Below are 20,314 nucleotides of genomic sequence, written 5' to 3'. Positions count from 1 at the left end.
CTATCCCCTTGCCAGGCGCTCGCGCATGCGCTGGAGCTGCCCGTCGAGACTGCCGTCGAGAATGAGGCTGCCCACCTGGGCCACGAAGCCGCCCAGGAGCGAGGCGTCCACGCTTTCCTCGAGGATGACCTGCTTGCCGAGCGCGCGCTCGAGCCGCCCGGCCAGCCGCCGCCGCTCATCCTCGATGAGAGGGACGGCGGTGCGCACCACGGCGCGGACGCGGCCGGCCGCCTCGTCCACGAGGGCGCGATAGGCCTCCACGATCTCGCGCAGGTGGTCCATGCGCCCCCGGGAGGCCACCAGCGCCACCAGATCGCGCACGGTCCTGCCGCAACCGACGCGCTCGGCCACGGCGAGGGCCACGGCGTGCCGCTCCGCCGGCTTCACCCAGGGTCGCCCGAGCACCGTTCCGAGCTCCGGGCTCTGCCGGATGACCTCCTGAAACCGCTCGAGCTCGCGCGCCGCGGTCTCGCCCGTCCCCGCGTCGCGAGTAATCATGAACAGGGCCTTGGCGTAGCGCCTGGCCGTGCCTTGCCGCGCCTTCATCGGCGGCCCCGCCTCACCGCCCGCGCTCCATGCTGGCCAGCGCCTCCTGGACCACCCGCCGGTGATCCTCCTCGCGCAGGCTCTTCCTGATCAGCCGCTCGGCAACGGCGACGGCCAGGTCACCGACTTCCTGGCGCAGTTCCTGGCGGGCCCGCCGGATGTCCTGCTGCATCTCGGCCCGGGCGCCCTCCACCAGCCGCGCGGCCTCGGCGCGCGCGGCCTCCACCAGCCGGCGCTGCTCGTCAGAGGCCTCCTTGAGGGCGGTGTCGCGGATGGCCTGCGCCTCGGCATGAGCGGCCTGGAGCTTCGCCGCGTGCTCTTCCCGCTGCTTCTGCGCCTCGGCGCGCGCGGCCTGGGCCTCGTCGAGCGACTTCTTGATGGCCTGCGATCGTTCCTCCAGCTTGGCGAGGAGCGGACGGTAGAGCAGCTTGCTCAGGATGAAGAGGAGGAGGAGGAAGTTGATGGCCTGGATGATGAGGGACCTGTCCAGGTTGATGAGCCCCCCTTCCCCGCCGGCGGCGGCGGCCAGGCGGGGCAGCAGGGCCACGAGGAGCGCAGCAATCCCGAAGACTCGGCGCATCGTGAATTCTCCGGCTGAGGCGTTGTGAATTTTGGGACAAACGCTAGCGTAGTAACACGCCCGGGGCGAAACTGTCAAGGCGAACCCGGAGACACCGGCCCGATGACGCCGCCGCCGACCACGAGGTCGCCCTGGTAGAAGATCACCGACTGCCCCGGGCTCACCGCGCGCTGCGGGGCGGCGAAGCGCACCTCCACTGCCCGCTCGCCCCCCTCCCCGGGGGGCGCGGGGTGAAGCGTGGCCGGTACCGGCTCCTGGGTGTGGCGGATCTTCGCGGTCACCGGCAGCGGCGCTCCCAGCGACTCGATCGCGATGAGGTTCACCCGCTCGGCCCGCAGCCGGTCCGTCTCCACCTCCTCGGCCGGGCCTACCACTACCGCGTTCCGGGCCGGATCGAGCGCCGTCACGTAAAGAGGCCGGGGGCCGGAGAGGCCAAGCCCTCGGCGCTGCCCCACGGTGAAGTCGGCCAGCCCGGCGTGCCGGCCCACCACGGTGCCCCGGCCGTCGAGGATGGGCCCAGGGCGGAAGGCCGCCGGGTCTCGCCGCCGCAGGAAGCTGCGGTAGTTGTTGTCCGGGACAAAGCAGATCTCCTGGCTCTCCGGCGTCTCCGCAGTGACGAGCCCGAGGGTGCGGGCCCTGTCGCGGACGGCCGGCTTCGTCATGTCGCCCACGGGAAAGCGCGCGGCCCGAAGCTGCGACTGCGTGAGCGGCCAGAGGAAGTCCGACTGATCCTTCCGCCGGTCCCGCCCGCGCCAGAGGAGCATCCGGCCCGTGCGCTCATCCCGGCTGATCCGCGCGTAGTGGCCGGTGGCGACGGCCGCCGCCTCCCACGCGCGCGCACGGTGGAGGAGCGAGCCGAACTTCACCTTCTGGTTGCAGACCACGCATGGCACGGGCGTCCGTCCCGCCGCGTACTCCCGCGCGAAGCTCTCCACGACGGCCCCGTCGAACTCGCGCTCGCTGTTGAGGAGGTAATGCGCGATGCCGAGGCGGCGGGCCACCTGGCGGGCATCGTGGACGGCCTCGGGAGAGCAGCAGCTGCCGAATCGCTGTGCCGGCCCGGCAGGCTCGCGCGACGGCCAGACCCGGAGCGTGACGCCCACGACCTCGTGCCCCTGCTCCACGAGGAGGGCCGCGGCGACGGACGAGTCGACACCTCCGCTCATCCCGACGACGATGCGTTCGGCCATCCGCGGCGCGCCCTCAGCCCCGACGTGCCGTGAGACGCTCGCTCAGCCGATCGAGGTCTTCTCGCGACGTGTAGGCGATCTCGATGCGCCCGCGGCGTTCGTTGCCGACGAGGCGCACGCGCGTCACCAGGGCCTCCCGGAGCGCGTCTTCGAGGGCGCCGAGCTCCGCCGAGCGCCGCACCGGGCGCCGGGGCAGCCGGCCGCGCTTGCGATGGACATCCTCCTCCGTGGCCCTCACGGACCAGGAATGGGCCAGGATCTCTTCCCTCAGCCTGAGCTGATCCGCTGCCGACTCGAGCGAGAGGAGCGCGCGGGCATGCCCCATGGTCAGCCGCCCCGCGCGGAGATCGGCCTGGATGGACTCCGGCAGCCTGAGGAGTCTCAGGCAATTGGCGATGCTGCTCCGATCCTTGCCCACCCGCTCGGCCAGCTCCTCCTGAGTCCAGGCGAACTGTGCCAGGAGCCTCTGATAGGCCTCCGCCTCCTCCATCGGGTTCAGGTCCTCGCGCAGAAGATTCTCGATCAGGGCGAGCTCGAGGCTCTGGGAGTCCGTGGCCTCGCGCACCACCGCGGGGATCCTCTCGAGCCCCGCCAGCCTGGCCGCCCTCCAGCGCCGCTCTCCCACGATCAATTGGTACCCCTGGCCCATGGTGCGGACGACTATCGGCTGTATGACTCCCGATTGACGCATCGAGGCCGCCAGCTCGTTCAATGTGGCTATTTCAAAGGTTTTCCTCGGTTGCTGGGGGTTTGTGGCTATGGCGTCTATAGGGATCTCCTGTATGGAGGCTCCAGCCGTAGCCGATACAGGGCTGGCGTCAGAGGGAGCCAGGAGCGCACCCAGGCCGCGGCCCAGCCCATGCTTGCTAGCCATGTGAGAGCACCTCCCTGGTCAACTCGAGGTAGGCGACAGACCCGGCTGACCTCATGTCGTGGAGGAATACCGGTCGCCCATGGCTTGGCGCTTCGGTCAGGCGGACGTTCCGGGGAATCACTGTGGACATCGTCTCGCCCCCCAGGTGTTGCCTCACCTCGTCCCTCACCTGCCCGGACAGGCTCGTCCTCCCATCGAACATCGTGAAGACGATTCCCTCGACCTTGAGTCCTGGATTCAGCCGCTCGCGGATCATCCCGATGGTCCGGAGCAGATGGGCTAGCCCTTCCATGGCGTAGTACTCACACTGGAGCGGGATCAGCACAGAGTCCGCGGCCGTGAGCGCATTGAGCGTGAGTAGCCCCAGCGACGGCGGACAGTCGATCATCACGTAGCTGAACGATGCCTTGATTCGATCGACGGCCCCCTTGAGCCGCTTTTCTCTGTCCGCCCTCCCTACCAGCTCAACCTCGGCGCCGACGAGGTCGATGTCCGATGGAACGAGGGAGAGGAAGGGCAGCTCACTGGGAAGAACCGCCTTCTCGATGGGCCAGCCGTCGAGCATGACGTCGTAGATTGTATGCTCTAGCCGGGCCTTGTCCACACCGAGCCCCGTCGTGGCATTTCCTTGCGGGTCGAGGTCGATCAGCAGGGTAGCCTTGTTCGCCAGAGCGAGGCCTGCGGCGAGGTTGATGGCTGTCGTGGTCTTGCCCACGCCGCCTTTCTGGTTGACAACGGCTATGGCCCTGCTCAACTGCCCTCCTTGTGCGTTCCACGTGGAACGTCAGCTGCCCTGTTCCACGTGGAACACTACGCCATATTGCCTGGCGAAATCAACCTGACCTGACAGACACGAGAAACGTCCGTTTCAACCCGAGCGCCGGGTAGGGAATCTCTCGCCACTCTGCGTCCTGGCCCGGAGGCAGCGCCTTCCGCTGAATGCCCTGGGGCGGGCCAGTGGCAATGAGGAGCCCTCCTGGCACGAGGTAAGGGGCCGCCAGGCCGATGAGCTCCGTCGGCCGCGCCATGGCTCTCGAGACCACCACGTCGAATGTCCCCGCAAGAGCCGGCTGCTCTGACAGAATCGCCTCGGCCCTGCCATGGAGGATCTCGACGTCCCCAAGCCCCAGTTCCCGCTTCACAGTCGATAGAAAGGACACGCGCTTGCGCCTGGCCTCGACGAGGGTGAGGCTGATTCCGTCATCGGCTATCCTCAACGGTAGCCCCGGGAATCCGGCCCCTGTGCCGATGTCGGCGATCCTGATCGGCCGCCGGCGTGGCAAGAGCGGGAGGAATAGAAGGGCGTCCTGGAAGAGGTGCCTGACTATCGCCTCCGGGGTGGCCAGAGCGGTCAGGTCAAGAGCCTTGTTCCAGGCGATCAGGAGCTCGAGGTACCGCGAGAACTGTCGGCGCTGCTGCGCCGAGGCTGCATGGCCCGTCAGGGCAGGGAACGCAGAGGCCAATTCCTCCACCGGCTCCCTCGCCTTGCCGGGCACGATCAGCTGCTGCCTGGAGGAGCGGACCCGCTCTTGCCGGAGCTGCCGGGCAGGGGATGCCGCAGGCTTGCAGCCCCGGTCACGCCTTCTTCGGGACGCGGGCCGCAGCCTTCTCGACCTTCCCGCTGCGGTCCATGTAGTGCTGCTGGACGATTTGCAGCACGTTCGACAGCGTCCAGTACAGTACGAGCCCGGACGGCAAGTTCAGGAACATGAAGGTGAAGACGACCGGCATCATGAGCATCATCTTCGCCTGCCGCGGGTCTCCCATCACGGGGGTCATCTTCTGCTGGACGAACATCGATATGCCCATGAGGATGGGCAGCACATACGTGGGGTCCTGGGCGGCGAGGTCGCAGATCCACAGATCCATCCCGAGAAGGCGCCCGAAGCAGATGAACGGCGCGTTCTGGATCTCCACCGAGACGGACAACGCGACGTAGAGGGCGTAGAAGATCGGGATCTGGATCACCATGGGCAGACATCCGCCCAGCGGGTTCACCTTGTGCTCCCTGTAGAGCTTCATCGTCTCCTGCTGCACCCGCTGCGCGTCGTTCTTGTACTTCGCCCTCAGGGCATTGACTTGCGGCTGTATCGCCTGCATCCCCTTCATGGACTTCAAGCTCTTCACCGTGAGCGGGAAGAAGAGCGCCTTGAAGACCACCGTGAGCAGGATGATCGCCACTCCGTAGTTCCCGATGAAGCCATAGAACCAATGCATCAGCCACAGGACGGGGACGGCCACCCACTCCATGGGCAGACCTCCGTACGACTGAGGCATCGGGAACCCGCCGAAAAATATGGTCTTTTCTAGCCCAAAACCCAGCGCCTTGAGTCGATCGTACTCCTTCGGCCCGGCGTAGGTCAGAACCTGCCCCTCCCAGGACTGCCCAGGCTCGAGCCGTGGCAGCGTCGCCCGCAGCCCCACCGACACGGAGGTCCCATTCTTCTCCGTGATCACCTTGAAGCCAGGACTCCTGGCGACGAGCACCGCCAGATACCACTCGCTCTCGAGGCCTACCCAGGCCCCGTCGCCCCCGAACCCGCTGGGCTTCGCCACCTCCTCCCGGTGCACGGCGCCCCCGAGCATTCCAACTAGCCGCGTCGGATGCTGCCCCTGGAACTTCTCTGGCTCCTCCTTCGGCCACTCCACCGGCCCAGTCCACTGGAGCATCACATCCGCGCTCTGGGCCACGCTGTGGCGGTTCTCGACCCGGAGCGTCTGCTCGATCGCGTAGGTGTCGGCCCTGAACCGCAACACCTCCGTGATCCTGAGCCCGTAGCCGTCGTCGCCTACGAGCACCAGCTCCCCCTGTGGGCTCCCCGCCCCGAGATTGAGCGCCTCGGCGGAGATCTCGAAGGCTATGGGCACGGCCGCCGCTCCTGCGCGCTCGATCCGAAGCCCCCTGGGCCCGAGAAGCCTTCCGACGACCATCGGTTTCTGGCCGCGGTAGTCGAGCTGCCATTCCTGCAGGGCCCCGCCCGAGCTGCTCACGACACCCCGGTAGAGAGGCCCCTGGACCACCGCCGTCCTCTCCGGGGGTGCCGCCGCCGCCGGCCGCGGCGTGATGGGGAGGGGAGGGGTCGGCGCGGCAGTGGCCGCCGACGGAGCTGGTGTCGCTGGCGCGGCCGGCGGTGCTGCGGCCTTCTCGACCGTCTGCGGCCGCGTCGGCTCCTGCTGGGCCACGAAGAAGGTCTGGTACAAGAGCAGTACGCCGGCCATGAGGACGGCGGCCAGGATCGCTCGCTTCTCCATCACGCTCCTTGCTCGTCGGCTGCCCCTGGGCGGGGCGGAGGCGGATCGTACCCGCCGGGATGGAACGGGTGGCAGCGCGCGATACGCCGGAGAGCCAGCCACGTCCCCCGTGCCAGCCCGTGCTCGGCAAGCGCGGCGATCGCGTACTCCGAACAACTCGGGACAAAGCGACAGGCCGGCGGCAGCAGCGGGCGAAGCACGAGCTGATAGCCGCGTACGCCGAGGGCCGCCAGCCGGGTGCCGGGATTCACGCCCCTGCGCCCGCTCGCTGGCGGATGGTCGCAATGACGGCGCCCATCTCCGCCGCCAGCGCCGCGAACGAGGCCGCCTCCGCGCCCTCGCGCCCCACGAAGATCACCGACAGTCCTTGCGGCAGGGCTCCTTCCTGAAGGCGGTACCCCTCGCGCAGCCGCCGGCGCACCCGGTTGCGGTGCACCGCCCCGCGCACCCGGCGAGTCACGGTGAAGCCAGCCCTGCGCGCCCCGGGCGTGGCATGCCAGAGCGCGACGAATCCCGCCCGCTCGACTCGCTTTCCCTGCTTGAAAACGGCCTGAAACTCCGTCGCTCGCCGAAGGCGCTCGCTGGCGGGAAGCGCGCGGGGCCGTCTGGCTCCCGTCATCTCGCCTCCGCTACACCGTCAGGCGCTTCCGCCCCTTCGCGCGGCGGGCCTTCAACACCCTCCGGCCCCCCTTTGTCTTCATGCGCGCCCGAAATCCGTGCGTCTTCTTCCGACGGCGGCGATTCGGCTGAAACGTCCTCTTCATGCGAATTCCTTTCAGTGGTACAACCTCCACACCCTACTCGCCGGCTCTCGGCAAGTCAAGCCGCCGTACCCCCTTGCGGCCCCTTTTCTGCCTGTGGTACCTTTCGCTGCCTCATCCCGTCCCGCGGGGTCCGGCCGGCGTGGCGGACGGCCGCGGGCCTGTTAGCTCGCCGGGATGGTGGCGGCTATCTAACGATCGAACCGATGGGACGCCGTGACCGGGTTGGCCGTGCATCTGCTCAGCATCTCCTCGCCGGACAAGGCCATTTGAGTTATCCACGCCGGTGGATAACCTTGTGTGTAAGTCGGCGGGCTCTCGCGCCCGCGGAGGTTCCCCATGCTTGACTCCCTGTGGGGCCGGCTCCTCGTGGCCCTGGAAAGCCGCATTCCCGCGACCACTCTCGAGACGTGGGTGCGCCCGTGCCGGCTCGTCGCGGTCCACGGCGATCAGCTCCGGGTCGCGGCCCCGAGCAAGTTCGCCCGCGACTGGCTCGCCCAGCGGTATGCCGACGCCTTGCAATCCGCCGCGCGCGAGGTCCTCGGGGGCGCCCCGCGAGTCGCCTTCGAGGTCGACCGCGAGCCCCCGCGCGCCGAGTCATTGGCCGCGCCCGGGACAGCCCCCGCCACAGACGCTCCCGTCTCCGGCCTCTCCGCCCGCTACACCTTCGGGTCCTTCGTTGTAGGCAACTCTAACCAGTTCGCCCAGGCCGCCTGCCAGGCCGTCGCCGACCTGCCGTCAAAGGCCTACAACCCACTCTTCGTCTACGGCGGGGTGGGGCTCGGCAAGACCCATCTGCTGCACGCCGTCGGCCATCAGGTCGCCCGCGCCTATCCCCAGATGCAGGTGCTCTACCTCTCCTCCGAGCGCTTCACCAACGAGCTCATCAATGCCATCCGTTACGATCGCACCGCCGAGTTCCGCGGCAAGTACCGGAACATCGACCTCCTGCTCATCGATGATGTCCAGTTCATCTCCGGCAAGGAACGCACGCAGGAGGAGTTCTTCCACACCTTCAACGACCTCTACGAGGCCCGCAAGCAGATCGTGCTCTCCTCCGATGCCGCCCCCAAGGAGATCCCCGAGATCGAGGAGCGGCTCCGCTCGCGCTTCGAGTGGGGCCTCATCGCCGACATCCAGCCCCCGGACTTCGAGACCCGCGTCGCGATCCTCAAGAAGAAGGCCGAGGTCGAGCGGGTTCGTCTGCCCGACGACGTCGCCTATCTCATCGCCAGCCGCATCAAGGCCAACATCCGCGAGATCGAGGGCTCGCTCACGCGCATGGTCGCCTTCTGCGCCCTGAGCGGGCGCGAGATGTCCATCGACCTGGCACAGGAGGTTCTGGCCGATCTCTGGGGTGAGGACGAGCGCGTCATCTCCGTGGATCACATCCAGCGCAAGGTGGCGGACTTCTTCGGCATCAAGCTCTCCGACCTCCGCGCCCAGAACCGCACGCGCAACATCGCCTTCCCCCGGCAGATCGCCATGTACCTCACCCGCCAGCTCACGCATGCCTCCCTTGCGGAGATCGGCCGCTCCTTCGGCGGCAAGGACCACACCACGGTCCTGCACGCCGTCGAGAAGATCCAACTATTGCTCCAGGATGACCCGAAATTCAGGAAGACCATCGACACCCTCACACAGGGGATCTCCCTGTGATCCACACCGTCCCCCGCGCTATCCACGGCTCCGTGCACCGACACTGCCGCCCGATCACCCCTCTTTTTCCGTGCGCTTGCCCGCAATCCACGTCATTCACACCCCCGACGACTCCGACGACGACGATACTTTCTTTCTCTTCTCTCTAAATCCAGGGAGATCTTATGGAAGTCCATGTGGATCGTGATGCGTTCCTCCGGGGCCTGCAGATGGTCCACAATATTGTGGAACCCCGCCAGACACTTCCCATCCTGGCCAATGTGCTGATCGAGGCCGAGGCCGAAACAGTGCGATTGACGGCGACCGACCTGGAGGTCGGTGCGCGGGTGTCCGTCCCGGCCAAGGTTGTGCAGCCCGGGGGGATCACGATGTCGGCGCGGAAGCTCGTGGAGATCGTCAAGGAGCTTCCCCCGGCGGCACTCGGTATCCGGGTCCAGGAGAATGCCTGGGTGGCACTGCGCTGCGGCGGGGCCGCCTACAGGCTCGTGGGCTTGACCCCCGAGGACTTCCCGGCCGTCGCTCCTGCGGAGGTGGCCTCGAGGATCAGCCTGGACGGAAAGGTGCTCCGTGACATGCTCACGCAGACGAGCTTCGCGATCTCCCACGACGAGAGCCGCTACGCGCTGAACGGGATCCTCTTCACCGTCCAGGGCAAGGATCTCCGGCTGGTGGCGACCGACGGGCACCGGCTGGCGCTGGCCGTGCGGCCCCTCGTGGACAGCCCCCCACCCGTGTCTGGCATCGTGCCGCGCAAGGCCGTCCAGGAGATCGCCCGCATCGTGGGGTCGGGGGAGGAGGTCCAGCTCGCCATCAGCCAGAACCAGTTCGTGCTGCAGATGCCGAACTTCCTCCTGATCGCGCGGCTCATCGAGGGGACGTTCCCCAACTACGAGCAGGTCGTGCCGAAGGCACATCCGAAGCGGATCACGATCTCCCGCGGGGCGCTGGCGGCGGCGCTCCGTCGGGTGTCGGTGATCTCCGAGGAGCGGACGCGGCCGGTGAAGTTCGCCCTCGGCCCCGGGGCCCTCAAGCTCTCCGCGTATCACCCGGACTTCGGCGAGGCCGAGGAGAGTCTGGAGGTTGAGTACGCGGGAGAGGAGGTCACCATCGGCTTCAACTCGCGCTATGTCCTGGACGCCCTCGGTGCCCAGGCGGCGGAGCAGGTGGTGCTGGAATTGAACGACGCGCTGAGCCCCGGCGTGATCAAGAGCTTCGAGGAGGAGGGGGCGCTCTGTGTTATAATGCCTATGCGAATCTAGGAGCGAGGGAGGAGTAGGCCGCGGGTGCACATCGAATGGATTCATCTGTCAGATTTCCGTAATTACCGCACCCTTTCCTACTCGCCGGCAGCAGCCCTCAACGTAGTGACCGGACCCAACGCGCAGGGTAAGACGAACCTCCTCGAAGCCCTCGCTCTCCTCCTCGTTGGTCGATCGTTCCGTGCGGGCAAGCCGGGGGATCTGCCGCGGTGGGGCAGCGAAGGCGCCACGCTGGCCGGGCAGGTGTGCCGCGGGGACGTCACGCGGGAGTTGCGGCGGAGTGTCGGCCGGCGCCAGGACGGCGGCTGGGCAGTCCTGGGGGAGGGCTGCGCGTGGGTCCGGGCGATTCCCTTCAGCTGGCAGGACGTGGGTGTCGTCGGGGGGGGACCTCAGGCGCGACGGAATTTTCTCGACGGGTTCGCCGGGAAGATCTTCCCGGCACATCTGCCTGGGCTCACACGGTACCGGAAGATTCTCGCACGGCGGAACCACCTCCTGCAGTCGGGGCTCGCGGCGGGGGAGATCGATGCGCGGATCGAGCCCTGGGATCAGCAGCTGGCCAGCGAGGGAGTGGACTTGATGGATCGCCGGCGGCGGGCGGGGGCGGAGCTGGCGGTCGAGGTGGCTCGGCTCTATCCCGCGCTGGCCGGGAGCGGGGCGGTGCGACTCGAGTATCAGGGCTCGCTGGATGCCGGCATCTCCGCGGCAGGCTTCGTGGAGGCGCTCCGGGCGCGGCGGCGGGATGAAGTGCGCCGGGGGCAGTCCCTCGTCGGACCCCACCGCGACGACCTGGGCATCGAGATGGACGGACGCGACGTGCGGAGCTTCGGGTCGCGCGGGCAGCAGCGGGTCATGGCGCTGGCGCTGCGGCTGGCCGAGGCCGCGCCCGTCGAGCGCGCCGTGGGGAGCCGTCCGGTGCTGCTCCTGGACGACGCGCTCTCGGAGCTGGATCCCGCGGTGCAGGGGAACGTGCTGCGGCACGTGGAGGAAGCAGGGCAGGTCTTCCTGACGACCGTCGAGCGAAGCCTGCCGGCGCGCCAGAGTGTCCGGTGGGCCGTCAGGGGCGGGCACGTCGAGGATCAGAGCCTGCAGCTGGAGCAGGGAGCGGCATGACGCCCGAGACCTACACGGCCAGAGACATCAAGGTCCTCGAGGGGCTCGAGGCCGTTCGCAAGCGCCCGGCCATGTACATCGGCGACACGAGCGCCTACGGGCTCCACCACCTCGTCTACGAGGTCGTGGACAACTCGGTGGACGAGGCGCTCGGGGGCTATTGCGACAGCATCAAGGTCATCCTGCACGGAGACGGATCCTGCTCGGTGGGGGACAACGGGCGCGGCATCCCGGTGGACCTGCACCAGGAGAGCGGGAAGTCCGCCGCCGAGGTCGTGCTGACCGTGCTGCACGCAGGCGGGAAGTTCGAGCATTCGGCCTACAAGGTCTCCGGCGGCCTTCACGGCGTCGGTGTCTCCGTGGTCAACGCGCTCAGCGAGTGGCTCGAGATGGAGATCCGGCGCACCGGGCGCGTGTGGACACAGCGCTACGAGTACGGTGTGCCCCAGGGGGAGCTGGCCCCGGGGGAGAAGACGCAGAAGCACGGGACGATCATCCGCTTCAAGCCGGACGCGAAGATCTTCGAGGAGACGGCCTTCTCCTTCGACACACTGTCCAACCGCCTGCGGGAGCTCGCGTTCCTGAACAAGGGGCTCAAGATCGTCATCGAGGACGAGCGTGACGAGCGCAGCCACACGTTCCTGTACCGGGGCGGCATCATCGAGTTCATCAAGCACCTGAACCAGAACAAGACGCCCATCCACCCGAAGGTGCTCTTCTTCGAGGGCAAGAAGGACGGCATCGAGGTGGAGGTCGCGGTCCAGTACAACGACGGGTACCAGGAGAACGTCTTCTCCTTCGCCAACAACATCAACACGCGCGAGGGCGGCACGCACCTCACGGGGTTCCGGGCGGCGCTCACCGGGACCATCTCGAGCTATGCCCAGGCCAACGGGTATCTCAAGGGCTTCAAGGGCGCGGTCACAGGGGACGACGTCCGGGAGGGCCTCACCGCGGTGGTGTCGGTGCGGATCCCGGAGCCGCAGTTCGAGGGGCAGACCAAGGCGAAGCTCGGCAACACGGACGTCAAGGGCCTGGTCCAGCAGATCGTCAACGACAAGCTGGGTGAGGCCTTCGAGGAAGAGCCGACGATCGCGCGGAAGATCGTCGACAAGTGCGTGCGCGCGGCGCAGGCGCGGGAGGCGGCCCGGAAGGCGCGCGAGCTGACGCGCCGCGGGGGGCGCGACGACGAGGGGCTGTCGGCGAAGCTGGCGGACTGCTCGGAGCGCGAGCCCCAGTTCCGGGAATTGTTCCTCGTGGAGGGGGACTCGGCGGGCGGGTCGGCCAAGCAGGGGCGCGACCGGAAGACGCAAGCAGTGCTGCCGCTGCGAGGCAAGATCATCAACGCCGAGAAGGCGCGGTACGACAAGGTGCTTTCGCACCAGGAGATCCGGCTGCTGATCTCGGCGCTGGGGACCGGCATCGGCCCGGAGGAGTTCGACGTGGCCCGGCTCCGCTACCACAAGGTGATCCTGATGACGGATGCCGACGTGGATGGGGCCCACATCCGCACGCTCCTCCTCACGTTCTTCTTCCGGCACATGGTGCCCGTCATCGAGGCCGGGCATCTCTTCATCGCCCAGCCGCCGCTCTTCAAGGTCAAGAAGGGGCGAGCGGAGAAGTACCTGATGAGCGAGCGCGAGATGGAGGAGTTCCTGCTCGCGCACTGGGTGGAGAAGTCCAGCGTGAAGGTGCCCGGGAAGGCGGCGCCGCTCCGGGACGAGGCGCTCCTCGAGACGCTCCGGCGGGTGCTGGAGTTCCGGGCGCTCTTCGGGAAGTACTGCCGGCGCGGGATCCCGGCGGCGATTCTGGACGGGCTCTTGCGGAGGAAGTTCAAGGCGACCAAGCGCGGGGTGGGGGATGCCGAGATCGCGGCGGCGGTCCAGGGGGTGGCGCAGGAGCTCCCGGGCTGGGAGGCGCGCGTGGAGTCCGGCGAGAACGGCGACGGCGCGGTGCTCCAACTGGCCGGCCCGCAGCCGACGGCCTTCAGTCCTGAGCTACTCAAGTCGCCCGACTACACGCAGCTCTTCGAGTGCTTCGAGACGATCGCGCCGGTGCACCGGGGGCCCTGCTCGGTGGTGGACGGTGCGAGCGGGCGGGAGGTGGCCACCCGGTCGCTGGAGGAACTGGTGCGCGTCGTGATGGACCTCGCCAAGGAGGGCACCACGCTGCAGCGCTACAAGGGGCTCGGCGAGATGAACCCCGAGCAGCTCTGGGAGACGACCATGAACCCGGAGACACGGACGCTGCTCAAGGTCACCATGGAGGACGCCGTGGGCGCGGACGAGATGTTCACGGTGCTCATGGGGGACGCCGTGGAGCCCCGGCGGGAGTTCATCGAGAAGAACGCGCTGTACGTGGTCAACCTCGACATCTAGGCCCCCGCCCCCCATGAGCCCGGAGCGCCAGACGCCGGTCCCCATCGAAGAGGAGATGCGGCGGTCGTACCTCGATTACGCGATGTCCGTGATCGTCGGGCGGGCGCTGCCCGACATCCGCGACGGGCTCAAGCCCGTCCACCGCCGCGTGCTCTTCGCCATGTCCGAGCTGGGGCTCACCTGGAACCGCGCCTACAAGAAGTCCGCGCGCGTCGTCGGGGAAGTGCTCGGCAAGTACCACCCGCACGGCGACGCGCCCGTCTACGAGGCCCTGGTGCGGATGGTGCAGGAGTTCTCGCTCCGGTACCCGCTCGTGGACGGGCAGGGGAACTTCGGCTCCATCGACGGCGACCCGCCGGCCGCCATGCGCTACACCGAGGCCCGCCTGGCCCGGATCGCGCACGAACTCCTGGCGGACATCGAGAAGGAGACGGTGGACTTCACGCCGAACTTCGACGAGTCCCTGCAGGAGCCGACCGTGCTGCCGACGAAGGTGCCGAACCTGCTCGTCAACGGCTCCTCGGGCATCGCGGTGGGAATGGCGACCAACATCCCGCCCCACAACCTCGCCGAGATCGTGGACGGCCTCGTCCTGCTCGTGGACGACCCGGAGGTCCCGATCGAGCGGCTGATGCAGGCCATCCCCGGGCCCGACTTCCCGACGGCCGGCTACATCTACGGCCGCGCGGGCATCCTCGAGGCCTACACGACGGGGCGCGGCATCATCACCCTCCGGGCGAAGGCCCACGCGGAGAAGCTGCGAGGCGGGCGCGAGGCGATCATCGTCACGGAGCTCCCCTACCAGGTCAACAAGGCCTCGCTCATCGAGAAGATCGGCGAGCTCATCCGGGACAAGAAGATCGAGGGCATCTCCGAGCGGCGGGACGAATCGAACCGCGAGGGCATCCGGATCGTGCTCGAGCTCGGGCGGGGCGAGATCCCCCAGATCGTGATCAACCAGCTCTACAAGCACACGCAGATGCAGTCCACCTTCGGCGTCATCATGCTGGCGCTGGTGGGGCGGCGGCCCCAGGTCGTGACCCTCAAGCAGATGCTCCAGGAGTTCGTCGCCTTCCGCCGGGAGGTGGTGACGCGGCGGACCCGGTACGACCTGGCGCGGGCGGAGGAGCGGGCGCATATCCTCGAGGGGCTGCGCAAGGCGCTCGACGGCATCGACCTCGTCATCGCGATCATCCGCGCCGCCGAGAGCCCCGACGCCGCCCGCGACACGCTGATGCGGCGGCTGGACCTCTCGGAGATCCAGGCGCGCCACATCCTGCAGATGCAGCTGCAGCGGCTGACCCGGCTCGAGCGGCACAAGATCGTGGAGGAGCACGAGCAGACGCTGACGCTCATCGCCGACCTCCGGGGGATCCTCGCCTCTGACCGGCGGCTGATGGACATCATCAAGACCGAGCTCCTGGCCCTCAAGGAGGAGTTCGGGGATGCCCGTCGCACGGAGATCCTGGCCGAGACCGCGGACCTCACCATCGAGGACCTCCTGGCCGACGAGGACATGGTCGTCACGATCACGCGCTCCGGGTACATCAAGCGCACCCACGTGGAGGCCTACCGGAGCCAGAAGCGGGGCGGCAAGGGCGTGACCGGCATGGAGACCAAGGAGGAGGACATCGTCGCGGACCTGTTCGTGGCCTCGACGCACTCCTACCTCCTCTTCTTCACGAACAAGGGCAAGGTCCACTGGCTGAAGGTCCACGAGATCCCCGAGGGGAGCCGCCAGGCCAAGGGCCGGGCCATGAGCAACGTGCTCGCCCTCGCCGAGGGCGAGACCGTCGCCACGTGCGTGCCGGTGCGTGATTTCGAGTCGGGCGGCTATGTCCTGCTGGCGACCAAGCAGGGCAAGGTCAAGAAGACGGAGCTCTCCGCCTTCTCGCACCCGCGGGCCGGCGGCATCGTGGCCATCACGCTCGAGGATGGCGACGAGGTGATGGCCGCGCGGCGGACCGACGGCCAGCGAGAGGCGCTCCTCTCCACGAAGAGCGGGGTGATCATCCGCTTCTCCGAGGAGGAGGTGCGGCCCATGGGACGGACCGCCGCCGGGGTCCGGGGCATCGACGTGGAGGACGGAGACCAGGTGATCGCCGCGGAGGTGGTCCAGGAGGGCATGACCGTCCTCACCGTCACCGAGCGCGGCTACGGCAAGCGGACGCCGCTCGACGAGTACCGCCTTCAGGGGCGTGCCGGCAAGGGGATCATCGACATCAAGACGGCCGGGCGGAACGGCCACGTGGTGGGCATGCTTCAGGTCCGCGACGGCGACGACCTCCTCCTGGTGACGACCAAGGGCAAGATGATCCGGATCCACGCCGCGGATGTCACCTCCCAGGGGCGGAACACCATGGGGGTGCGGATCATCGATCTCGACCCGGACGACCAGGTGGGGAGCCTGGCGCGCGTGGAAGCCGAGCAGGCGCCGGCGCCCTAGCCCGCGCCCCACGGGTGGGGCCGCCCCCCGCGGGGGGCACAGCGGGGCCGCGAGCGAGCGGCCTCTTTTTTTCGAGGTGACGGGTGCTCGATGTGAGGCTGGTGCGCGAGCAGACCGAGATGGTGGAGCGCGCCCTCGCGGCTCGCGGCGGCGGCGTCTCGCTGCGCGAGGTCCTGGCCGCCGACGCCGATCGGCGCGCCCTGCTCCACGAGGCCGAGGAGCTCAAGGCCCAGCGCAACCGCGCCTCCGAGGCCATCGGACAGGCCAAGCGGCGCGGAGAGACTCCCGAGGCGGAGCTGGCCCGGATGCGCGAGGTGAGCGAGCGCATCCGCGCCCTGGACGCGCGAGTGAAGGAGGCCGACGCGCGGCTCCACGCCCTGGCGCTGGAGCTGCCGAACCTCCCGCACGCGAGCGTGCCGGTGGGCGCCACGGCCGAGGACAACGTGGAGGTGCGCCGCTGGGGCACGCCGCGGCACTTCTCGTTCGAGCCGCGGCAGCACTTCGAGCTGGGCGAGGCCCTCGGCCTGCTGGACTTCGACCGCGCGAGCAAGATCGCCAAGTCGCGCTTCGTGGTCCTCTGGGGCGCCGCGGCACTGCTGTCGCGGGCGCTGGCGCAGCTCATGCTGGATCTCCACACGCGCGAGCACGGCTTCACCGAGGTCTGGGTCCCGCATCTCGTCAACGCCGAGACGATGACGGGGGTGGGGCTCCTGCCCAAGTTCGAGGAGCAGCTCTTCAAGGCGCTCGAGCCGGAGGCCGGTCGCCCCCTCTACCTGATCCCCACCGCGGAGGTGTCGGTGACGGCGCTGCACGGCGGCGAGATCCTCGCCGAGAGCGCGCTGCCGAAGCGCTACTGCGCCTTCACGCCCTGCTACCGGCGGGAGGCGGGCACCTACGGCCAGGACACCAGGGGGATGATCCGCCACCACCAGTTCGACAAGGTGGAGCTGGTCAAGGTGACCACGCCCGCGCAGTCCTACGATGAGCTCGAGTCCCTGGTGCGCGCGGCCGAGACGGTGCTCCAGCGGCTCGAGCTGCCCTACCGCGTCGTGGCGCTCTGCACGGGGGACATGGGGTTCCAGTCGGCGAAGACCTACGACCTCGAGGTGTGGCTGCCCGGCCAGGCCCGCTACCGGGAGATCTCCTCCTGCTCGAACTGCGAGGCCTTCCAGGCCCGGCGGCTGGAGCTCAGGTACCGCCCGGCCGGCGGCGGCAAGGTGGAGTACTGTCACACCCTCAATGGCTCGGGGCTCGCCGTGGGACGCACGCTCATCGCCGTCTTCGAGAACTACCAGGAGGCGGATGGCTCCGTGACCATCCCCGAGGCGCTCCGTCCCTACATGGGAGGCCTCGACAGGATCGCCGCCGGCGCGTAGGCTCGGATCGCGGAGGGGTGGCCGAGTCCGGTTGAAGGCGCCGGTCTTGAAAACCGGAGCCCCGCAAGGGGCCGGGGGTTCGAATCCCTCCCCCTCCGCCACTCCCCATCGCCCGCAGAGGAGCCAGAGGACATGACAGCCAACCCGCTCGACGGCTTCACGGTGGACCGCAGCGAGATCCGCTCCGTGGGTCAGGATCTGCAGCGGCCGGAGTGCATCCTCGCCGAGCGCGACGGCACGCTCTGGGCCGCCGATGCCCGCGGGGGCGTGGTGCGGATCGCCCCCGACGGCAGCCAGCGCATCATCACGCAGTCCTATGCGCGGGGCTTCGCCCAGGCCACGAGCGAGGCCGACCGGTTCACGAAGGGCACGCTTCCCAACGGCCTGGCCTTCGCACGCAACGGCGACCTCCTGATCTCGAATTTCGGCACCGACTGCCTGGAGGTCATGACACGCGACGGGGCCACACGGGTCCTCTACGACGAGATCGACGGCCAGCCCATCGGCAAGGTGAACTTCGTGCTGCGGGACTCCAGAGACCGCATCTGGCTGACCGTCTCCACACGCATCAAGAACTGGATGCAGGCGGTGAGCCCGAAGATCGCCGACGGCTACATCGCCCTCGTGGACGATCGCGGCCTGCGCATCGTGGCCGACGGCTTCCGCTTCACCAACGAGATCCGCCTGGACGCCCGCGAGGAGTGGATGTTCATCGTCGAGACCTGCGGGCCATGCATCTCGCGCATGCGCGTGCACCCCGACGGCAGCCTCAGCCACCGCGAGGTCTTCGGCCCGAGCAAGCTCGGAACCGCCGGCTTTCCCGACGGCATCGCCTTCGACGCCCACGGCAATCTCTGGGGCACGCTCGTCATGGCCGACCAGATCTTCGCCCTCACGCCCGAGGGGGACCTGCGCATCCTGCTGGACGACGGCAAGCCCGAGGCCAGCCGGGCGCTGGAGGAGGCCTTCCAGCGGGACGCTGTCACGCCCGAGCACATGCTGGCCTGCGGAGGCACGCTGGCGCCCTGGTTCGCCAGCGTGACTTTCGGGGGGCCCGATCTCCGGACGGTGTATCTCGGCAGCCTGCGCGGGAGGTGCATCCCCAGCTTCCGTTCCCCCGTCGCCGGCCTGCCCATGGTCCACTGGGAGGGGGCCCAGGCAGGCTCCCGGTAGTCGCGCCGGCTGAAATCCTTTATACTCGGTAGGCTTCAGTGTTTGGAGAGGTGGCCGAGTCGGCCGAAGGCAGCCGCCTGCTAAGCGGTTACAGGGGCAAAACCTCTGTCCCGGGTTCGAATCCCGGCCTCTCCGCCACGCGCCCATAGCTCAGATGGATAGAGCGTCGGACTACGAATCCGAAGGTCAGAGGTTCGATTCCTCTTGGGCGCACCAGGTCGAGGGCGGGGGAGTCGCGACAGCGGCGCCCCCGCTCTCAGCAGGTGGTCGATGAGGCACCCGGGGCCCGAGCCTCCCGGCCCCGCTGCGGAGGATGGGCGCTTCATGGGCCTGGCGCTGGAGGAGGCGCGGCAGGCCGGCGCCGCCAGGGAGGTCCCGGTGGGCGCCGTGGTGGTGCTGGACGGTCGGGTCATCGGCCGCGGACGGAACCGGCCCATCGCCACGAGCGACCCCACGGCCCATGCCGAGTTGCTGGCGCTCAGGGCGGCCGGCCGCGCGCTGGGGAATTACCGGCTCCCCGGCGCGACGCTCTATGCGACGGTGGAGCCATGCCCCATGTGCTGCGGGGCGGCGCTCCTGGCGCGGCTCGGGCGCGTGGTCTACGGCGCGCCCGACCCCAAGGCGGGCGCCGTGCGAAGCCTGTACCGGCTGCTGGACGACGGCCGGATGAATCACGAAGTGGCGGTGACGGGGGCCGTGAGAAGCGAGGAATGCGGGGGACTGCTGCGCGAGTTCTTCCAAGCGCGAAGAAGATGACGCCGGACGACATCGAGTTGGTCCGGAGGGGTGGCCGAGCCCGGTTGAAGGCGTCCGACTCGAAATCGCCCCTTCCCGTGTCACGCTAGATCACACCTGATTGACCAAGATCATGAATGCCCGCGATTCTCGCGGGTGTTCGTGTCTCTGGCACTCGCGGCTTCCTCATCAAGAGTAGTCCCGAATGACCTCGACTGAGCCCCCGCACTTGGACTAGACTTGGACTGCCGTTGGGGGCCCACCTCTCCCACGACAGACGGAGGCGATGATGCGAACGGTTCTGCTCGGACTCTTCGTGCTGTCGCTCCTGGTCGGTTGTGCCTCAAAAGCCGTAATCCTGATGCAGGATCCGAAGACCGGCTCCGTCTTCCAGTGTGGGGTGTGGGTGGACCCGCCGTTGAATGCGCATTCAGCCAACGAGGACTGCGCCCGCAAGCTCGAGGGCGCGGGGTGGAAGCGCCTGTAACGCGGAGAAGTCGAGCCCGGGCCCGCTCGTAGTCCCCTCGTCGCTTCCGGAGTTGCAGTGCTTCGCGGGCGGCGATCGCGGCCAGCGTCATCACGGGCGGGAAGCGGGAAGGAGGAGGACCGCTATGTCACCGCGAACTGGGTTCCTCCTGCTCGCGTGTGTTGCTGCTCTCGCAGCCTGCGTGACCACGACGGTCGTGATGAAGAACCCCAAGACCGGCCAAGTTCAGGTCTGTCAGCGCCCACCGTTCGGCTCGCACGACGCCGCTACCGCCTGCGCCGAGGCGCTCAAGCGTGACGGCTGGACCGAACTTGGCCGCGACTGATCCAGATGCCCGCGGATACTGTGATTTCCCAGAAGCATTCCCCCACGTAGCAGGCTGATTCTCAGAACCTTTCCCCCAGGGGTTTCTCAAAACCTTTCCGCCACCCGGGGCCCGGCGGCCAAGCTGGGCCGTGGTTACTTCCTCGCCAGGAGGTGGTCAT

General features: G+C 68.4%; 19 protein-coding genes and 3 tRNA genes. 12 read left to right on the top strand and 10 right to left on the bottom strand.

The features are described 5' to 3' along the window. The 10 genes from atpH to rpmH all read right to left on the bottom strand — a co-directional run bounded on the left by atpH (position 1) and on the right by rpmH (position 7,206). Complete coding sequence (gene atpH, locus HYV93_21760) at positions 1-546, bottom strand: ATP synthase F1 subunit delta (protein ID MBI2528594.1); 546 nt, start codon at positions 544-546, stop codon at positions 1-3. A 13-nt stretch (positions 547-559) separates the two neighbouring features. Beyond that, positions 560-1,126 (bottom strand): F0F1 ATP synthase subunit B, encoded by a 567-nt coding sequence (atpF, locus tag HYV93_21755; GenBank protein MBI2528593.1) that lies wholly within the window; start codon positions 1,124-1,126, stop codon positions 560-562. A 74-nt stretch (positions 1,127-1,200) separates the two neighbouring features. Continuing rightward, positions 1,201-2,316, bottom strand: coding sequence for a tRNA 2-thiouridine(34) synthase MnmA (gene mnmA / locus HYV93_21750; protein ID MBI2528592.1), 1,116 nt, complete (start codon positions 2,314-2,316; stop codon positions 1,201-1,203). A gap of 13 nt (positions 2,317-2,329) precedes the next feature. Beyond that, complete coding sequence (locus tag HYV93_21745) at positions 2,330-3,190, bottom strand: ParB/RepB/Spo0J family partition protein (protein ID MBI2528591.1); 861 nt, start codon at positions 3,188-3,190, stop codon at positions 2,330-2,332. After that, on the bottom strand, positions 3,183-3,944 hold the full coding sequence (locus tag HYV93_21740) for a ParA family protein (protein MBI2528590.1): 762 nt from the start codon (positions 3,942-3,944) through the stop codon (positions 3,183-3,185). Before HYV93_21740 ends, HYV93_21745 begins: the two co-directional genes overlap by 8 nt. 79 nt (positions 3,945-4,023) lie before the next feature. Continuing rightward, positions 4,024-4,686 carry a 16S rRNA (guanine(527)-N(7))-methyltransferase RsmG gene (rsmG, locus tag HYV93_21735; GenBank protein ID MBI2528589.1) on the bottom strand — a complete coding sequence of 221 codons (663 nt, stop codon included), beginning with the start codon at positions 4,684-4,686 and terminating at the stop codon, positions 4,024-4,026. Between the two features lie 79 nt (positions 4,687-4,765). After that, positions 4,766-6,442 carry a membrane protein insertase YidC gene (gene yidC / locus HYV93_21730; GenBank protein MBI2528588.1) on the bottom strand — a complete coding sequence of 559 codons (1,677 nt, stop codon included), beginning with the start codon at positions 6,440-6,442 and terminating at the stop codon, positions 4,766-4,768. Then, positions 6,442-6,693 (bottom strand): membrane protein insertion efficiency factor YidD, encoded by a 252-nt coding sequence (gene yidD / locus HYV93_21725; protein MBI2528587.1) that lies wholly within the window; start codon positions 6,691-6,693, stop codon positions 6,442-6,444. The genes yidC and yidD overlap by 1 nt, the downstream gene beginning before the upstream one ends. Beyond that, complete coding sequence (rnpA, locus tag HYV93_21720) at positions 6,690-7,061, bottom strand: ribonuclease P protein component (protein MBI2528586.1); 372 nt, start codon at positions 7,059-7,061, stop codon at positions 6,690-6,692. The genes yidD and rnpA overlap by 4 nt, the downstream gene beginning before the upstream one ends. Before the next feature lie 10 nt (positions 7,062-7,071). After that, complete coding sequence (rpmH, locus tag HYV93_21715) at positions 7,072-7,206, bottom strand: 50S ribosomal protein L34 (protein MBI2528585.1); 135 nt, start codon at positions 7,204-7,206, stop codon at positions 7,072-7,074. A gap of 336 nt (positions 7,207-7,542) precedes the next feature. Here rpmH and dnaA point away from each other — a divergent pair, with 336 nt between their 5' ends. From dnaA to HYV93_21655, 12 genes are all read left to right on the top strand, one after another. Then, a complete protein-coding gene (dnaA, locus tag HYV93_21710; GenBank protein ID MBI2528584.1) occupies positions 7,543-8,862 on the top strand; it encodes a chromosomal replication initiator protein DnaA in 1,320 nt (439 codons plus the stop codon). Positions 8,863-9,026: 164 nt separating this feature from the next. Beyond that, positions 9,027-10,121, top strand: a complete 1,095-nt coding sequence (dnaN, locus tag HYV93_21705; GenBank protein ID MBI2528583.1) for a DNA polymerase III subunit beta — start codon at positions 9,027-9,029, stop codon at positions 10,119-10,121. Positions 10,122-10,145: 24 nt separating this feature from the next. Beyond that, a complete protein-coding gene (locus HYV93_21700) occupies positions 10,146-11,234 on the top strand; it encodes a DNA replication/repair protein RecF (GenBank protein ID MBI2528582.1) in 1,089 nt (362 codons plus the stop codon). After that, the gene (gyrB, locus tag HYV93_21695) at positions 11,231-13,612 is read left to right on the top strand and encodes a DNA topoisomerase (ATP-hydrolyzing) subunit B (GenBank protein ID MBI2528581.1); all 2,382 of its coding nucleotides are present in this window, start codon (positions 11,231-11,233) and stop codon (positions 13,610-13,612) included. The genes HYV93_21700 and gyrB overlap by 4 nt, the downstream gene beginning before the upstream one ends. A gap of 13 nt (positions 13,613-13,625) precedes the next feature. Continuing rightward, a complete protein-coding gene (gene gyrA, locus HYV93_21690) occupies positions 13,626-16,058 on the top strand; it encodes a DNA gyrase subunit A (protein ID MBI2528580.1) in 2,433 nt (810 codons plus the stop codon). Between the two features lie 83 nt (positions 16,059-16,141). Next, positions 16,142-17,434 carry a serine--tRNA ligase gene (serS, locus tag HYV93_21685; protein MBI2528579.1) on the top strand — a complete coding sequence of 431 codons (1,293 nt, stop codon included), beginning with the start codon at positions 16,142-16,144 and terminating at the stop codon, positions 17,432-17,434. A gap of 11 nt (positions 17,435-17,445) precedes the next feature. After that, positions 17,446-17,535: transfer RNA gene (locus tag HYV93_21680), tRNA-Ser, on the top strand. A gap of 31 nt (positions 17,536-17,566) precedes the next feature. Beyond that, on the top strand, positions 17,567-18,607 hold the full coding sequence (locus HYV93_21675) for an SMP-30/gluconolactonase/LRE family protein (protein MBI2528578.1): 1,041 nt from the start codon (positions 17,567-17,569) through the stop codon (positions 18,605-18,607). A gap of 44 nt (positions 18,608-18,651) precedes the next feature. Beyond that, positions 18,652-18,745 (top strand) — tRNA-Ser (locus HYV93_21670). Position 18,746: 1 nt separating this feature from the next. Next, a tRNA-Arg gene (locus HYV93_21665) sits at positions 18,747-18,823 on the top strand. Between the two features lie 108 nt (positions 18,824-18,931). Beyond that, positions 18,932-19,363: a nucleoside deaminase gene (locus tag HYV93_21660; protein MBI2528577.1), complete on the top strand. Its 432-nt coding sequence runs from the start codon at positions 18,932-18,934 to the stop codon at positions 19,361-19,363. Between the two features lie 647 nt (positions 19,364-20,010). Continuing rightward, on the top strand, positions 20,011-20,154 hold the full coding sequence (locus tag HYV93_21655; GenBank protein ID MBI2528576.1) for a hypothetical protein: 144 nt from the start codon (positions 20,011-20,013) through the stop codon (positions 20,152-20,154). Positions 20,155-20,314: the final 160 nt, after the last annotated feature.

The sequence above is a fragment of the Candidatus Rokuibacteriota bacterium genome (assembly GCA_016188005.1).
Lineage (GTDB): Bacteria > Methylomirabilota > Methylomirabilia > Rokubacteriales > CSP1-6 > UBA12499.
This window is presented reverse-complemented; position numbering and strand designations above follow the sequence as displayed.

Excerpts from the sequence above, each read along its gene's own strand:
- yidC (MBI2528588.1), bottom strand. The coding sequence starts at position 6,442 with ATGGAGAAGCGAGCGATCCTGGCCGCCGTCCTCATGGCCGGCGTACTG.
- mnmA (MBI2528592.1), bottom strand. The coding sequence starts at position 2,316 with ATGGCCGAACGCATCGTCGTCGGGATGAGCGGAGGTGTCGACTCGTCC.
- gyrB (MBI2528581.1), top strand. The coding sequence starts at position 11,231 with ATGACGCCCGAGACCTACACGGCCAGAGACATCAAGGTCCTCGAGGGG.
- dnaA (MBI2528584.1), top strand. The coding sequence starts at position 7,543 with ATGCTTGACTCCCTGTGGGGCCGGCTCCTCGTGGCCCTGGAAAGCCGC.
- dnaN (MBI2528583.1), top strand. The coding sequence starts at position 9,027 with ATGGAAGTCCATGTGGATCGTGATGCGTTCCTCCGGGGCCTGCAGATG.
- HYV93_21745 (MBI2528591.1), bottom strand. The coding sequence starts at position 3,190 with ATGGCTAGCAAGCATGGGCTGGGCCGCGGCCTGGGTGCGCTCCTGGCT.
- rnpA (MBI2528586.1), bottom strand. The coding sequence starts at position 7,061 with ATGACGGGAGCCAGACGGCCCCGCGCGCTTCCCGCCAGCGAGCGCCTT.
- atpF (MBI2528593.1), bottom strand. The coding sequence starts at position 1,126 with ATGCGCCGAGTCTTCGGGATTGCTGCGCTCCTCGTGGCCCTGCTGCCC.
- rpmH (MBI2528585.1), bottom strand. The coding sequence starts at position 7,206 with ATGAAGAGGACGTTTCAGCCGAATCGCCGCCGTCGGAAGAAGACGCAC.
- gyrA (MBI2528580.1), top strand. The coding sequence starts at position 13,626 with ATGAGCCCGGAGCGCCAGACGCCGGTCCCCATCGAAGAGGAGATGCGG.
- atpH (MBI2528594.1), bottom strand. The coding sequence starts at position 546 with ATGAAGGCGCGGCAAGGCACGGCCAGGCGCTACGCCAAGGCCCTGTTC.
- HYV93_21660 (MBI2528577.1), top strand. The coding sequence starts at position 18,932 with ATGGGCCTGGCGCTGGAGGAGGCGCGGCAGGCCGGCGCCGCCAGGGAG.
- HYV93_21675 (MBI2528578.1), top strand. The coding sequence starts at position 17,567 with ATGACAGCCAACCCGCTCGACGGCTTCACGGTGGACCGCAGCGAGATC.